Raw genomic sequence first — 15264 nt, forward strand, 5'->3', positions numbered from 1 at the left:
ACCATAAGCGGCCGTTACCTAAATAACGGATATGTACTCAAACAAGATCAAGCATTCCCCGCCAACCTCAACCGAGCCGCCTGAGTAAAATCCAACATCCGCTTCAGCGGCCTAACCGCCTGCGGAATCACCGAAGGCTCAACAAAAATCTCATTACTCCCCTCACGCAAGCACTGCAGCGTACGTTCCAGGGTATTCATCGCCATCCACGGGCAATGCGCACAACTGCGACACGCCGCCCCATTCCCCGCCGTCGGCGCCTCGACAAACACCTTGTCCGGGCACAGCTGCTGCATCTTGTAGAAAATGCCGCGGTCGGTGGCCACGATAAACGTCTTGTTCGGCAACCGCTGCGCCGCCGCAATCAACTGGCTGGTAGACCCCACCGCATCCGCCAACTCAATCACCGAAGTGGGCGACTCCGGGTGCACCAGAATCGCCGCGTCCGGGTACAACGCCTTCATGTCCTCCAACTGCTTGGACTTGAACTCCTCGTGAACGATGCACGCACCATCCCACAGCAACATGTCTGCACCCGTCTGACGCTGGATATAGGTGCCCAGGTGCTTGTCCGGCCCCCAGATAATCGTCTCGCCGTTATCCATCAGGCTTTCGACAATCTCCAGCGCACAACTGGAAGTCACCACCCAATCAGCACGGGCTTTCACCGCCGCCGACGTGTTGGCATAAACCACCACGGTGCGCTCAGGGTGCTGATCACAGAATGCCGAGAACTCATCCACCGGGCAGCCAAGGTCCAGGGAGCACGTGGCTTCCAGTGTCGGCATCAGGATGCGTTTTTCAGGCGTGAGGATCTTGGCCGTCTCCCCCATGAATCGCACGCCCGCCACCAATACGGTCTTGGCCGGGTGCGCCGCGCCGAAGCGGGCCATTTCCAGGGAGTCGGACACACAACCACCGGTTTCTTCGGCCAGGGCCTGAATCACCGGGTCGCAGTAGAAGTGTGCCACCAGCACCGCGTCCTGAGCCTTGAGCTCGGCGGCGATGGCGGCGCGGTAGCCCGCCTCTTCTTCGGCGCTCAGCACCTTGGGCTGCTTGGCGTCGAGGTGGGCTTGGACCAGAAGGCGTTCGGAAATTTGCGTCATGTTCGCAAGACCTGCAGGCGCAGTTGCGCGAAAGTCGAGTGTACCACCGGCTCTGGAGCCTTTCGGGCGCCGCCGGACGAAGTGATTGTGTTCATCAAGCACGGTGAAGCTGCGCAAGGCTACAGAATATCGAATGGTTTCAAAAGCCTAATCTGGGATTCGGCCAGGCATGAAAAAGGGAAACCCGGCCGGGGGTTTCCCTTTTTTACAACGACCGGTTTAACCGGGCAAAGCGGACGGATCGTCTTGCAGCAACGCCCCCTGATGCATGTTCGCCAGGGCATCCTTCAGGATGGTTTCATCGGCGCCCTTGGCACTCTTGCCTTCCCGCGCCGCATATTCCAGCAGTACCAGGTAGTCGCGATGGCTGGTGGCCTCGTTCGGTACCACGCTGTCGTTAACCAGTCGAGCCATCTCGTATCGCTGGGTGCGGGTGTTCTGGCTGGCGCTTTGGTCCACGGAGGCGTTGGTCAGGAAGCCATCCTTGTAGGTGATGTTCGCCGCACTGCTGGCCTTGTCGTCGACCTGCACATAGAGGTAGTTCTGCGACTCGCGCCTGGTATCGAAAGCCGGCGGCTTCCCGCCATCCAGGCCCTGATGGAAACTGGCCTTGAGGCTTGATCGCTGGACCTGATCGATCGTGCGATTGGAGAGGTCATTGCCGCCGATGCGCGTTTTCTGGGAAATCCCATAGGCAAACGTATCGGTTTCCCCTGGGCGCGCCGGGTTGGGGGAGCTGGCCGCCTGGCTGATGGAGGCCTTGAAATCCGCCAGGCCCGTCAGCAGGCCTTGATCTGCCGCGCTGCGGGTCAGCGGCGCAGGCGCTTTGGCGCCCTGCGGGTAGTTGCTGTTCATGGCGCTAAACGCATCCTTGAACATCGCCATCAGGTCAGCATCGGCTTTGCCCCGCGCCTGGGCCTTGTCAAACTGGGCCAGGTAGCTTTTCAGCGCGATTGCCTGTTGCTTGGCGTTGCCGAGGATGCCGGCGTTCTTCAGGTCGACGAGAGATTCACTTCCCCCGCCGGGCTACTCATGCGCGTGGTGCGGCCCTGGCTGTCCGCATGGAATGCAAGCGTGAGGTCGTCAGTATTGCTCACTTTCAATTTGCCGCTGAGGTCCACCGAAGCCAATACGCTGGAATCAAACTGCGTCAGCTTGCTCAGCTCGAGTTTCGGCGGCTGGGCGGCCAGGCCGTCGATCGCGTCCTGGAAGGCTTCGCCCAACTTGGCGACTTCCTTGAGTTCGGCGGCGCTGAGGGCGCCACCGTCCACCTTCGCCTGCGCGGCCAAGCCTCCGAACTGGCTGGCCAGGCTGAAAGTGACGGTCTTGCCGCTGGCCGTCTTGACGGTCAGGCTGACCAGGTTGTCGGCCCTGCTGTGCAGCAGCGCCTGTTGAACCTTGAGTTCGGCGGGGCTTTGGGTCCTGGAAGAGCTGGTGCTCAGCGCCGACTGGGAAATGTCGGTACCGCTCTTCGCAAATTGCTCGATCAGGGTAGCGCCCAGGCCGCTGAAGCCTGTGCCTCTGGGCAGTGCAGGGAAATTCGTGCTGATCGCTTTGGTGACCGCATCGTCGCTGTCACTTTCCCAGGCATTGATCGGCCCATGGCCGGGCAATTGGCCGTTGCGGGAATACGTCTCGGCTTGAACGTCTACCGTGACATTGCCAAGGCTGACCACCGAGGAAGGTCGCACGGCAGCGGCGCCCGTTTCTGGCGCCTGCGTAGCTGGCGGGGTAACGGCGGGTCGATTGGTAAGGGCGATGGCGGAGCTGATCGGCGAAAGCGTAGTCATGACGATCCCTGTCTTGAGCTGGATTGCAGCCAATTTAACCAAGACAGGGAAGGTTTGGTAGCGCGACCGATACAATTGCTAGCAAAGAGCCATGTCAGAAAACTGACTCTTTGCCCTCTTCCGGTGCATCAGAAGCGGTAAGTCACCGAACCGCCGAAACCGTTGGCGCTGTTTTCATACTTGGCGTCGTAGGTCAGCGCCAGTTGCGGATTATTGTCGCGGACCTTGATCGGCTCTTCTTTCAGGTAGGAATAAGCGACGTCGAAGGTCAGGTTATCCACTGGCGTCCAGCCGGCGCCCAAGCTGAACACCGTGCGATCGCCCGTAGGAATACGTACGGACCGGTCGGTGTTGTTGGTGGGCGTCTGGTCCACCGAAAAGCCGGTACGCAGCACCAGTTGCTTGTTCAACTGGTACGACAGGCCGATGGCGTGAGACCAGGTGTCATGCCAGTGCTGTTCTTCGGTGATGGAGTTCAGGCCGGCCAGTTCGGTGGCGAGGTCAGAGACGCCACTGTTGTTGATCGTAATCTTCTTCAACTGGCTCCAGCGGGTGTAGGTGCTGCCGACGTACAGGGTCCAGTCATCGTTGAGTTTATGGGTGACCGAGAAGTCCACGGACGACGGCGTGGTGACATCCAGCTTGGCGTCATACCGCTGCGGGCCGCCATCCACCAGGTCGGTGAGCACCCCCGAGGCGTTGGTTTTGCCCGACAGGTGATACACAACCTGCGAGTGGTAGGTCACACCAATGCGCGTGCTTTCAATCGGCTGCACCAGGATACCGGCGTTGAAACCGGTGGCGGTGTCGTCGCCCTTGACCTTCACGTTTTCCGTGCCGAGGCCAAATGCCGGGACCTTGGAGTCCAGTTCGCCACTGATACGGTTGAAGGTCGGACCGAAGCCCACCGAAACCTTGTCGTTGAAGGCATAGCTGACGGTTGGCTGCACGGTGATGACTTGAACCTTGCTTTTGTTGCCAAAGCCATTGCCCTGGAAGCTGTGTTCATAGTCGGTCACGAGGCCGAACGGCGCGTAGATTCCCAGGCCAAACGCCCAGTGTTCATCAATCGGCGTCACCAGGTAGCCCATCGGTACGGCGATGCCGGGGACCATATCGCCTTTGTTGGTGCCGGGGTTGTCCACGCCACCTTGGCTGGAACTGGCGTCCTTGATGTTCGACTTGGCATCCAGGTAGGTCGCCCCGATGCTCACTTCATTCTGCTTGAGGCGAGACATGCCCGCCGGGTTGCCGAACACCGTGCTGGCGTCATCCGCGGAGGAGGAACGCCCGGCGTAACCGGTCCCCATTGAACTGATGCTTTGTTCGTTGAGGGCGAAACCACCGGCAAACAAGGAAGTGGAGGCAAGGGAAATCGACAGCGCCAAAGCGCTCTTGAAGAGTTTTTTATTCATTATTAGAACTCGAATTATTGGGCAGCGAGAGGAAGCTACCAATCTTCGAGCGGGCAAATTATGAAGAGTTTTTCATGCGCAAAATTGTCCGACAATCCTATTTCTTTCAAAGACTTCGACGGTTTTTCCAGCACTTATTCAGACCCCGGAACCTGAATATGACTGACGGGTTTTAATCTCGCCGTCACGCTTGGAGCATGCCGGATTGCCTGCCATCGAATAAGCGTGAAGGCGCTGGTGATATAAGTGTCACAATGACATGATGACGGCCATTTAACACGCGTGGCAGCACTCAAATGAATAGCACTATCGGGACGGGTCCTGAGACAAACAGCCCACCTGAATCTGGCGAGAGTGATTTGTCCGCCGCGGGCCTCAACCACAGCGAAGCCTTCACCGAACGCGTGCTTGCCAGCATCAACGATTGCATCAAGGTGCTGGACCTCGACGCCCGCCTGACCTTCATGAGCGAAGGCGGCAAGCAGATCATGGAAGTCAGCGACTTCAATGCGATCCGCGGCTGCCCCTGGCCCGACTTCTGGCACGACCAGGGCAATCTCGATGCCAAGGCTGCCGTTGAGGCCGCCAAGGCCGGTCGCAATGCCAGCTTTGTCGGCGCTGCCCACACCCTGGCCGGCAACCTTAAATGGTGGCACGTGAACGTCAGCCCGATCATGGGCAGTGACGGCCTGCCGGAGAAAATCCTCTGCGTATCCCGGGACATCACGCCCCTGCGCGAAGCCGAAGAGTCCCTGCGCAAACTCAACGAGTCCCTGGAACAGCGGGTGGTCGAACGCACTCGCGATCGCGACCGTATCTGGCGCCTGTCGCCGGACCTGATGCTGGTGGCACAACTCGACGGTGTGATCTCCGCCGTGAACCCGGCCTGGACACGCATGCTCGGCCACGCCGAAAACGACCTGGTGGGCAGCCAGTTGCTGGCCCTGGTTCACCCCGACGACCTGGCCGTCTCATCCTCGGCGGTCAGCCGTTTGGGCGATGGCAAGAACTTCCCCAATTTCAAGAACCGTTACCGCCACCAGGACGGCAGCTACCGCATGATCGCCTGGACGGCCGTGCCCGACAGCGACTACATCCACGCCGTGGGCCGCGACATCCAGGCTGAGGAAGAAGCCAAGGAAGCCCTGCGACTGTCGGAAGACGCCCTGCGTCAGTCACAGAAACTGGAAGCCATCGGCCAACTCACTGGCGGTGTCGCACATGATTTCAATAACCTGCTGACGGTGATCAAGTCCTGTGCCGACTTGCTCAAGCCACCTGCCCTGAGCGAAGCACGCCGCGTGAAATACGTGGAAGCCATCGCCAGCACGGTCGATCGCGCGGCCCGCCTGACGGCCCAGTTGCTCACATTCGCCCGCCGCCAGGCTTTGCGACCCGAGGTGTTCAACGTCGGCGAAAGTGTAAAGCGGGTGGGCGAGATGATGGACAGCCTGACCGGTTCACGGGTCAAGGTAAGCATCCAGGTGCCTGACGACGCCTGCTTTATCAACGCCGACGAAAGCCAGTTCGATACCGCGCTGGTCAACATGGTGGTGAACGCCAGGGATGCCATGGCCGGCAACGGGCATTTGACCATCACCGTTTCGACGGCAAGCTGGCTACCCTCGGTTCGCGCTCACCCGGTACGTGTCGCCGATTACGTGACCATCGAACTGGCGGACACCGGCTCGGGTATCCCGCCGGAAAAACTCGACGCGATCTTTGAGCCCTTCTACACCACCAAGGGTATCGGCCAGGGCACCGGCCTGGGCTTGTCCCAGGTGTACGGCTTCGCCAAGCAATCAGGCGGGGAAATCCTGGTACAGAGCGAGTGCGGCAGGGGTAGCCAATTTACGCTGTACCTGCCCAAGGTCGAGCCAAGTGCCATGCCGGTACCTCAAGACACCAGCGCTTCGCCCATCATCTCAGGCTTGTGCGTGCTGATGGTCGAGGACAACGCCGATGTGGGCCTGTACACCTCGCAAACCCTGGAACAGATGGGCTTTCACGTGCTGTGGGTGCCGGATGCGAACAGCGCGCTGGAAGCCCTGGCCCCCAACCCGGAAAGCTTCCAGGTGGTGTTCTCCGATATCTCCATGCCCGGCATGAGTGGCCTGGAGTTGCTGGACGCAATCGAAGCCTTGTACCCATGGCTGCCGGTGGTGCTCACCACCGGCTACAACGACGAATACGCGCGTATCGCCCAGGAAGAGGCCAGCCGTTTTGTCTTGCTGCAGAAGCCGTATTCCACCGAGGTGCTGGCCCTGCTGCTGCAAAAAGTCGTCAAGAGCCGCCTGCCCCTGGTCGCACAAGGCTAGACCGCAGGCCGGGTCGGGTCCGGAACATTCCCCATCTCCAGGGCCAGATCCAGCCAGGCCCGCGCCGCCGGTGGCAAGTGCGCCTGTCGCCGCCAAGCCAGGGCGATGTGCCAATCAGTCTGGGGCTCGTCCAGCCGGATCAGGGCGATGCCGGCGTGCAGGTGTTTGTAAGCCAGCATGCTCGGTAGAAACGCGACACCCAGGCCCGCGGCAACCAGGTCGACGATAAAGTCGATCTGGGCACTGCGGGCGGTGATACGCGGGACTACGCCTCTGCGCTCGCAGGCTGTGAGAATGATCCGGTTAAGCGCAAACCCGGCCTCGAACAGAATAAAGGGCGAGTCAGCCAGGTCGGAAAAATCGACGCTTTTACGCCCGGCCAAAGGATGGTCGATCGGCATCACCACCATCAGTGGCTCGACGCGCACATCCTGATATTCAAATTCTCCCGCCACCGGTACCAGCAACGCGGCCAGGTCCACCTCCCCGGCCTCCAGGCATTCGCCCAACTTCTTGCTGCCATGCTCGATCAGCTCGATCTCGATTTCCGGATAACGCTGTCGATACAAGGCAAACATCGCCGCAAACAGCACCCCACTGCCCACCGGCGGCAAGCCGATGCGCAATACACCGCGCTTGAGCCCCAGCAAGTCGTTGATCTCGGCCACCAGGTCACTGCGCTCCGCCAGCAACACCAGCGCTCGGCGGTAGGCAATTTCGCCGGCGGCCGTGAGCTCGCTCTTGTGGCCGATGCGATTGAACAGCGGCGTGCCCAATTCATCTTCCAGAGTCTTGACCGCCTTGCTGACGGTAGACTGGGTGAGCGAAACCACCTCGGCTGCTTGTGAGAAGCTGCCCTGGCGAACTACTTCGACAAAGGCCAGCAACGTACGAAGGTTCATGAGTATTCCGTTTGCGACTTGATTCAAGTTGGAAAAGTTGTTTTTACCATGAAAGGCCTTTGTCTATCCTCACCCCACCGTTTTCTTCACTCGGGGCATCACTGTTCATGATCATTTCGTCTGCATCGGATTACCGCGAAGCCGCCCGCCGCAAACTGCCGCGTTTCCTGTTCGACTACATCGACGGCGGCGCCTACGCCGAACACACCCTCAGGGCCAACAGCTCGGACCTGTCGGATATCAGCCTGCGCCAGCGCATCCTGCGCAACGTCGAAAGCCTGAGCCTTGAAACCACGTTGTTCGACCAGCCATTGGCGATGCCGGTGGTCCTCAGCCCGGTGGGCCTGACCGGCATGTTTGCCCGGCGTGGTGAAGTCCAGGCGGCGAAGGCGGCAGCGAACAAGGGCATTCCGTTTTGCCTGTCGACCGTTTCCGTGTGCCCGATCGAGGAAGTGGCGTCCCAGAGCCCGCAATCGATCTGGTTTCAGCTGTATGTGCTGAAAGACCGCGGCTTCATGAAAAACGCCCTGGAGCGCGCCCAGGCCGCCGGGGTGAAAAACCTCGTGTTCACGGTCGACATGCCCACCCCCGGCGCGCGTTATCGCGACGCCCATTCGGGTATGTCCGGTGCCTACGGGCCGCAACGCCAAATCCTGCAGGCCATGACAAAACCGGCCTGGGCCTTCGATGTGGGCCTGCTGGGTCGCCCCCACGACCTGGGCAACATCTCCAAGTACCTGGGCAAGCCCACCCAACTGAAGGACTACATCGGCTGGCTGGCCAACAACTTCGACCCTTCCATCAGTTGGAAAGACCTGGAGTGGATCCGCGAATTCTGGAAAGGCCCGATGATCATCAAAGGCATCCTCGACCCACAGGATGCCAAGGACGCGGTGAGCTTTGGTGCCGACGGCATCGTCGTCTCCAACCACGGCGGGCGCCAGCTTGATGGCGTGCTGTCCACAGCCAAGGCACTGGCGCCTATCGTACAAGCCGTGGGCAGCGATCTGACGGTGCTGGTGGACTCCGGCGTACGCTCGGGGCTGGACGTGGTGCGCATGCTCGCGCTGGGCGCCAAGGGCGTTCTGCTGGGCCGTGCACAGGCTTACGCACTGGCCGCCGACGGGCAGCGTGGCGTGGAGAACCTGCTGGATATCTTCGCCAAGGAAATGCGCGTGGCCATGACGTTGACCGGAGTCACGTCGATCGCCCAGATCGATGAGTCGATCCTGGTGCGCAGCCAGGGTTGATCAGTGCAGCGACCTCGGAGCATCCCTTCCGGGGTCGCCCACAGATATTTCTAAATGTTTCTTCATAAAGCCAAACCGTCATTAAACAGACACATTTCAGGAATTAAATCGTCACGTCCCAGGCAGGTGGAGTCCTCCACCTGCCCCCTTCCTTTGAGGTGTCGTCGTGATGTTGCTGACCAAAAAGAGTCTGTCAGTGTTGTTCACTGCCCTGTGCCTGAGTGGTGTCGCTCACGCCACTGACGTCACGGGCGCAGGCTCCAGTTTCGTCTACCCGGTGCTGTCCAAGTGGTCCCAGGAATACAGCAAAAGCTCCAGTGACCGGATCAACTACCAGTCCATCGGCTCCGGTGGTGGTATCGCCCAGATCAAGGCGGCTACCGTGGACTTCGGTGCGTCCGACGCGCCGCTGTCGGCGGATGAACTGAAGGCCGGCGGCCTCGGCCAATTCCCAAGCGTGATTGGCGGCATCGTGCCGGTGATGAACGTCGAGGGCGTTGCAGCTGGCCAGCTGAAACTCGATGGTGATGTGCTGGCGAAGATCTTCCTCGGTGACATCAAGGCCTGGAACGACCCGGCGATTGCCGCCCTCAACCCCGGCTTGAAACTGCCGGGCGCGAATATCACCGTGGTCCACCGCTCGGACGGCTCGGGCACCTCGTACAACTTCACCAACTACCTCTCCAAGGTCAGTGATGGCTGGAAAACCAAAATCGGTTTCGGCACCACCGTGCCGTGGCCGGTCGGTGTGGGCGGCAAGGGTAACGAAGGTGTTTCGGCCTACGTGAAGCAGATCAAGAACTCCATCGGCTTTGTTGAATACGCCTACGCCCTGCAAAACAAGATGACCTACGCCTCACTGAAGAACGCGTCCGGCAAATTCGTCGAGCCCAACGCCAAGGCCTTCCAGGCAGCGGCTGATACTGCCGATTGGGCCAACGCCCATGACTTCAACCTGATCATGACCAACGCACCGGGCGAGAACGCGTGGCCGATCACGGCGACCACCTGGATCATCATGTACAAGCAGGCAAAAAACGCCGAGCAAAGCCAGGCCGCTTTCAACTTCTTCAAATGGTCGTTGGAGAAAGGTCAGCAGCAGGCTGCGGCATTGGACTACGTAGCGTTGCCCGATTCCCTCGTGACCCGGATCGAAGGTTACTGGAAGTCTGACTTCGCCCACTGATCCGCCTCTATAGCCCCCTTCCTCAAGCATGTGCATGCTTGATGGAGGCGGGTGAGCACTTCTGATATGAACGACACCGTGCAACCCTTGGTTATGACTACTCACGCAAGCGACGTGTCGGGTGATAGCCGCGCCGCTCGCGATCAGCGCCACGATCTGTGGTTCAAACGCTCGATGTTCGGGGCCGCGATGCTGGTGCTGCTGCTCTTGGCAAGCATCGCCGCCTCCACCCTGTGGGGCGGTGGCCTGGCCTTCAAGACCTTCGGTTTCGGTTTCATCACCAGCACCGAGTGGGATGCGGTCAACAACCACTTTGGCGCCCTGGTACCGATCTACGGCACCTTGGTCACCTCGTTGCTGGCGTTGCTGATTGCGGTGCCGGTGAGTTTCGGCATCGCGATTTTCCTCACCGAAGTGGCGCCGCCCTGGCTCAGAATGCCGGTCGCCTCCGCCGTTGAATTGCTCGCGGGCATTCCCTCGATCATCTACGGCATGTGGGGCCTGTTTGTTTTCGGGCCCTTTATGGCAGAACACTTGTCACCCTGGATCAACGATTACCTGGGTGCGCTTCCATTTATTGGCTCGCTGTTCCAGGGACCGCCGCTGGGCATCGGGATGCTGACCGCCGGCATCGTGCTGGCGATCATGATCACGCCGTTCATCACGTCGGTGATGCATGAGGTTTTCCGCAGTGTGCCGACTCAATTGAAGGAGTCGGCCTACGCACTGGGCAGTACTACCTGGGAAGTGGTGTGGGACATCGTCCTGCCCTACACCCGTTCGGCCGTGGTCGGCGGGATCTTTCTCGGCCTCGGTCGCGCCCTGGGTGAAACCATGGCCGTGACCTTCGTGCTGGGCAACGCGCAACAGTTCTCCGCCTCGTTGCTGATGCCCAGCAGTTCCATCGCGTCCGTCATCGCCAACGAGTTCAGCGAGGCGTACACCGACCTGCATCGTTCGGCGCTGATCGCCCTGGGCTTCCTGCTGTTTATCGTGACATTCGTGGTGCTGGCACTGGCGCGGCTGATGCTCATGCGCCTGTCCCGCAAGGAGGGCCTATGAGCAGCAACGAACGCCTGTACCGCAAGCGTGCCTTGAAGAACCGGGTGGCCATGCTGCTCAGTTGTGGCGCGACAGTCTTTGGCCTGCTGTGGCTGGCGTGGATTCTGCTGACCACCATCATCAACGGCTTTCAGGCGCTCAACCTGCGCCTGTTTACCGAGATGACGCCGCCACCCGGAACAGACGGCGGCCTGGCCAACGCGTTTTATGGCAGCGCCCTGATGTCCGGGATTGCGCTGCTGATTGGCACGCCCATCGGACTGATGGCCGGTATCTGGCTGGCGGAATTCGCACGGCACTCGCGCCTGGGTACCACGGTGCGTTTCATCAACGACATCCTGCTGTCCGCGCCGTCGATCGTGCTGGGCCTGTTCATCTACACCGGGGTGATCCTGCCGCTGAACCTGCTGACCAATCACCAGGTAGGTTTCTCCGCCATTGCCGGTGCCCTGGCGCTGGCCTTGCTGGTGATTCCGGTGGTGGTGCGCACGACCGACGAGATGCTCCAACTGCAACCTTCCACCATGCGCGAGGCGGCCCTGGCCCTGGGCGTACCCCAGTGGAAACTGACGTTGCAGATCGTGTTGAGAGCGGCCAAGGCCGGCGTGGTGACCGGCATCCTGCTGGCGCTGGCGCGGATTACCGGGGAAACCGCGCCGCTGCTGTTCACCGCCTTCGGCAACCAGTTCTGGAGCAGCAACCTGCTCAAGCCGATTGCCAGCGTGCCGGTGGTTATTTTCCAGTACGCCATGAGCCCCTTCGATGACTGGCACTCCCTCGCATGGGCAGGCGCCTTGGTACTGACGATGTTCGTGCTGGTGCTGAGCTTGCTGTCTCGCCTGATTCTTTTGCGCAATAGGTCCCACTGATGCAATCGACCCGCCTTGATCCTGAAAAAACCAAAATCCGTGTCCGTGGGTTGGAGTTTTTCTACAACAACCAACGTTCGCTGAAATCCATCGACATCGACATTCCGGAAAAACGCATCACCGCGATCATCGGCCCATCGGGCTGCGGCAAGTCGACCTTGCTGCGGGTGTTCAACCGTATCTACTCGATGTACCCGAAGCAGGAAGCCCGCGGTGAAGTGCTGCTCAATGGCGAAAACATCCTCGCCCCCGGCTATTCGATGAACCGCCTGCGCAGCCACGTCGGAATGGTCTTCCAGAAGCCGGTGCCGTTCCCGATGTCGATCTACGACAACATCGCCTATGCCGTGCGTCACCACGAAAAGCTGTCGCGCCGGGAAATGGATGATCGAGTCGAGCAAGCCTTGCGCGGCGGCGCGCTGTGGGATGAGGTGAAGGACAAACTCAAACAAAGCGCCCAGAGTCTTTCCGGCGGACAACAGCAACGCCTGTGCATCGCCCGCACCATTGCGCTGCGCCCGCAGGTATTGTTGCTGGATGAACCGACCTCGGCGCTCGACCCGATTTCCACCGGCCGTATCGAACAGTTGATCACCGAGCTGAAAGAGCAATACACGGTGATCATCGTGACCCACAACATGCAGCAGGCCGCGCGGGTATCCGACAGCACCGCGTTCATGTTCATGGGCGAACTGATTGAGCATGGCAATACGGATGAGATCTTCACCAAGCCGAAGATGAAACAGACCGAGGACTACATCACCGGGCGGTTTGGCTAGCTTTAACAAAAAAGCCGATCACTCTCTGTCGCGAGAGTGATCGGCTTTTTACTGGGCAAAAAAAAACCCGGAAATCCTCACTTGCGTGGGCCTTCCGGATTTTCTAAACCGCCAAAAATGGTGGGTCGTGTGGGATTCGAACCTACGACCAATTGGTTAAAAGCCAACTGCTCTACCAACTGAGCTAACGACCCGCTGTGTGGTGGCGCGTATAATACTGATTTCTAAGGATTATTCAACACCTTATTTAAAATAAATCAGAAATAACGCGTTGGGTCAGTCATTCCGGCCGCTTGGAAGCCCTCTGCACGCAGTCTGCAGCTGTCGCATTTCCCACAAGCGCGACCATCAGTGTCTGCCTGATAGCAGGAAACAGTCAGCGAGAAATCGACGCCAAGTCCTACGCCTGCCTTCACGATATCGGCCTTGCTACGGTTCTGCAGTGGCGCCAGGATGCGAAAGCCCTGCCCTTCTACACCGGCCTTGGTCGCCAGGTTGGCCATGCGCTCGAACGACTCGATGTACTCGGGGCGGCAGTCCGGGTATCCGGCGTAGTCCAGGGCGTTGACGCCGATGAAGATGTCGCGGGCATTGAGCACCTCGGCCCAGCCGAGGGCCAGGGACAGGAAGACCGTGTTGCGTGCCGGCACGTAGGTCACCGGAATGCCTTCGCTGGGGCCTTGCGGCACGTCGATGGAGCTGTCGGTCAGCGCCGAGCCACCCATGCCGTCGAGATTCAGGCCGATCACCTTGTGCTCAACCGCGCCCAGGTCTCGGGCGACACGGGCGGCAGCGTTCAGTTCGGCACGGTGACGCTGGCCGTAGTCGAAGCTCATGGTGTAGCAGCTGTAGCCTTCTGCACGAGCCATGGCGACCACGGTCGCGGAGTCGAGGCCGCCGGACAGCAGGATCACCGCACGTTTTTGATCAGTCATCTCAGCGCCCCGGCTCGTCGTTCCACAGGTACTTGTGCAGCTGCAGTTGCAGACGCACCGGAAGGTTGTCTGCAACGACCCAGTCGGCCAGGTCGCGAGCATTCAGGTCATGATGGCTGGGGGAAAACAGCACTTCGCCGGCGCGGCGGTCCAGGCCATACTGGATCAGCTTGGAGGTCGCCCAGTCGTAGTCTTCACGGGAACAGATGACGAACTTGACCTGGTCGTTGGCCGTCAGCAGCTCAATGTTCTCGTAGCGGTTGCGGTGCACTTCCTTGGAGCCTGGGGTCTTGAGGTCGACGACTCGGCTGACCCGAGGGTCGACTGCAGAGATATCGAGGGCGCCGCTGGTTTCCAGGGACACCTCGTAACCGGCATCGCACAACTGCTTGAGCAAGGGAATGGCATTGGGCTGTGCCAGGGGCTCGCCACCCGTGACGCAGACATAACGCGGCCGGTAACCGGCCACCTGCTCAAAGATGTCTTCAAGGGTGCGCACGGTGCCGCCGCTGAAGGCGTAGGCGCTGTCGCAGTACTGGCAACGCAGCGGGCAACCGGTGAGGCGCACAAATACAGTGGGCAGCCCGGCAGTGCGCGTTTCACCCTGCAACGAGTAAAAAACTTCGGTGATACGTAATGTGTCTTGCATAGTCGCCACGGGCGTAACAGCTAAACAGGCTGTCCGCCTCCGTCAGGCACTTCGAGGAATTCCGCCAACGCGTAAACCCCAGGAAGCGTGTTTCATAAAAGGGCGTGGATTCTAACGAAAAAACCCGCGCAGGGCGCGGGTTTCTTCTGAACGGGTTGCGACGCTTACATGCGTTGCAGATCCCGCTGAGCCAACTGGGCCGCAGAGGTACCCGGATACTGGGCCACCACCTGCTGCAGAATGCCTTTGACCTTGTCGGTATGACCCAGGCGGCGTTCTACGTCAGCCAGTTTGTACAGCGAATCCGGCACCTTGGCGTGCTTGGGGTACAGCTGGCTGACCTTGGCAAATGCCTGGCCTGCGCCCTGCAGATCACCCTTGGCCAGGTTCACCTCACCCAACCAGTACTGGGCGTTGCCCGCGTACTGGCTGTTCGGGTATTTGCGCAGGAATGCGGTAAAAGCCTGGCTGGCCTTATCGAAATCCTTGGCTTTGATCAGGTCGAAGGCTGCATCGTAATACAGCTTTTCCTTCGCCGGATCACCCGGTTCGCTGCTGGCGGCAGGGGCTTGGCTCGCAGCCGCGGCCCCTGCTGCTGCACCACCGGCGGCGCTTGCGGCGCCACCGGCAGAAGAATTATCAGGAGTAGCGGCTGGTGTAACGCCGGCTCCAATGCGTCGATCAAGATCCTGGTAACGCTCCAGGCCTTCTTGCTTCAGCTGGTTCACTTGATTCTGCAGAACCTCAATCGTGCCTTGTTGCTGCGACAATTGATCCTGCATGCGTTGCAGCTGGTTGAACAGTTCGCCCTGTGCCGAAGGCGCGGCAGTTGCCGCGCCCCCGGCATAGGCGCCGTTCGTGCCATAACCCGCTGGCGGATAACTGCTCCCGCTATTGTTATAGCCAGAGTTGCTATCTTCCACAGGAACCGCAGCCCACACCGCAAGCGGTGCCAGGCTGAGAGCCAATACAGTTAGAGCACGACGGCACGTTCGCATGACGA

12 protein-coding genes, 1 tRNA gene and 1 pseudogene are annotated in these 15264 nt (G+C 60.0%); 6 read left to right on the forward strand and 8 right to left on the reverse strand.

The window, feature by feature from the left end:
- Positions 1-47 precede the first annotated feature (47 nt).
- The 3 genes and pseudogenes from nadA to HX869_RS14405 form a co-directional block, all read right to left on the reverse strand.
- Positions 48-1106: a quinolinate synthase NadA gene (gene nadA / locus HX869_RS14395; RefSeq protein ID WP_003209852.1), complete on the reverse strand. Its 1059-nt coding sequence runs from the start codon at positions 1104-1106 to the stop codon at positions 48-50.
- 219 nt (positions 1107-1325) lie between these two features.
- Positions 1326-2797, reverse strand: a pseudogene (locus HX869_RS14400) (lactate dehydrogenase).
- Positions 2798-3024: 227 nt separating this feature from the next.
- The gene (locus tag HX869_RS14405; protein WP_003209847.1) at positions 3025-4311 is read right to left on the reverse strand and encodes an OmpP1/FadL family transporter; all 1287 of its coding nucleotides are present in this window, start codon (positions 4309-4311) and stop codon (positions 3025-3027) included.
- A 359-nt stretch (positions 4312-4670) separates the two neighbouring features.
- Here HX869_RS14405 and HX869_RS14410 point away from each other — a divergent pair, with 359 nt between their 5' ends.
- A complete protein-coding gene (locus HX869_RS14410) occupies positions 4671-6629 on the forward strand; it encodes a PAS domain-containing sensor histidine kinase (RefSeq protein WP_087692901.1) in 1959 nt (652 codons plus the stop codon).
- On the opposite strand, the gene HX869_RS14415 is transcribed toward HX869_RS14410, so the two are convergent.
- Positions 6626-7531 carry a LysR family transcriptional regulator gene (locus HX869_RS14415; RefSeq protein WP_178903248.1) on the reverse strand — a complete coding sequence of 302 codons (906 nt, stop codon included), beginning with the start codon at positions 7529-7531 and terminating at the stop codon, positions 6626-6628. The genes HX869_RS14410 and HX869_RS14415 overlap by 4 nt on opposite strands.
- Before the next feature lie 107 nt (positions 7532-7638).
- On the opposite strand from HX869_RS14415, the gene lldD reads away from it, so the two are divergent.
- The 5 genes from lldD (at position 7639) to pstB (ending at position 12677) form a co-directional block, all read left to right on the forward strand.
- Entirely contained in the window at positions 7639-8781 is a 1143-nt protein-coding gene (gene lldD, locus HX869_RS14420; RefSeq protein WP_003209842.1) for an FMN-dependent L-lactate dehydrogenase LldD, read from the forward strand.
- Positions 8782-8950: 169 nt separating this feature from the next.
- A complete protein-coding gene (gene pstS, locus HX869_RS14425; protein ID WP_003209841.1) occupies positions 8951-9967 on the forward strand; it encodes a phosphate ABC transporter substrate-binding protein PstS in 1017 nt (338 codons plus the stop codon).
- 66 nt (positions 9968-10033) lie between these two features.
- Complete coding sequence (gene pstC / locus HX869_RS14430; RefSeq protein ID WP_003209839.1) at positions 10034-11029, forward strand: phosphate ABC transporter permease subunit PstC; 996 nt, start codon at positions 10034-10036, stop codon at positions 11027-11029.
- A complete protein-coding gene (gene pstA, locus HX869_RS14435) occupies positions 11026-11898 on the forward strand; it encodes a phosphate ABC transporter permease PstA (protein ID WP_003209837.1) in 873 nt (290 codons plus the stop codon). The genes pstC and pstA overlap by 4 nt, the downstream gene beginning before the upstream one ends.
- Positions 11898-12677, forward strand: a complete 780-nt coding sequence (pstB, locus tag HX869_RS14440) for a phosphate ABC transporter ATP-binding protein PstB (protein WP_003209835.1) — start codon at positions 11898-11900, stop codon at positions 12675-12677. Before pstA ends, pstB begins: the two co-directional genes overlap by 1 nt.
- A gap of 118 nt (positions 12678-12795) precedes the next feature.
- Here the strand turns inward: pstB and HX869_RS14445 are convergent.
- The 4 genes from HX869_RS14445 to ybgF all read right to left on the reverse strand — a co-directional run bounded on the left by HX869_RS14445 (position 12796) and on the right by ybgF (position 15259).
- Positions 12796-12871 (reverse strand) — tRNA-Lys (locus tag HX869_RS14445).
- Positions 12872-12934: 63 nt separating this feature from the next.
- Entirely contained in the window at positions 12935-13612 is a 678-nt protein-coding gene (gene queC, locus HX869_RS14450; protein WP_178903249.1) for a 7-cyano-7-deazaguanine synthase QueC, read from the reverse strand.
- Between the two features lies 1 nt (position 13613).
- On the reverse strand, positions 13614-14261 hold the full coding sequence (gene queE / locus HX869_RS14455; RefSeq protein WP_178903250.1) for a 7-carboxy-7-deazaguanine synthase QueE: 648 nt from the start codon (positions 14259-14261) through the stop codon (positions 13614-13616).
- A 164-nt stretch (positions 14262-14425) separates the two neighbouring features.
- Positions 14426-15259, reverse strand: coding sequence for a tol-pal system protein YbgF (gene ybgF / locus HX869_RS14460; protein ID WP_023659229.1), 834 nt, complete (start codon positions 15257-15259; stop codon positions 14426-14428).
- Positions 15260-15264: the final 5 nt, after the last annotated feature.

It is taken from the genome of Pseudomonas sp. P7779 (assembly GCF_013386315.1).
GTDB lineage: Bacteria > Pseudomonadota > Gammaproteobacteria > Pseudomonadales > Pseudomonadaceae > Aquipseudomonas.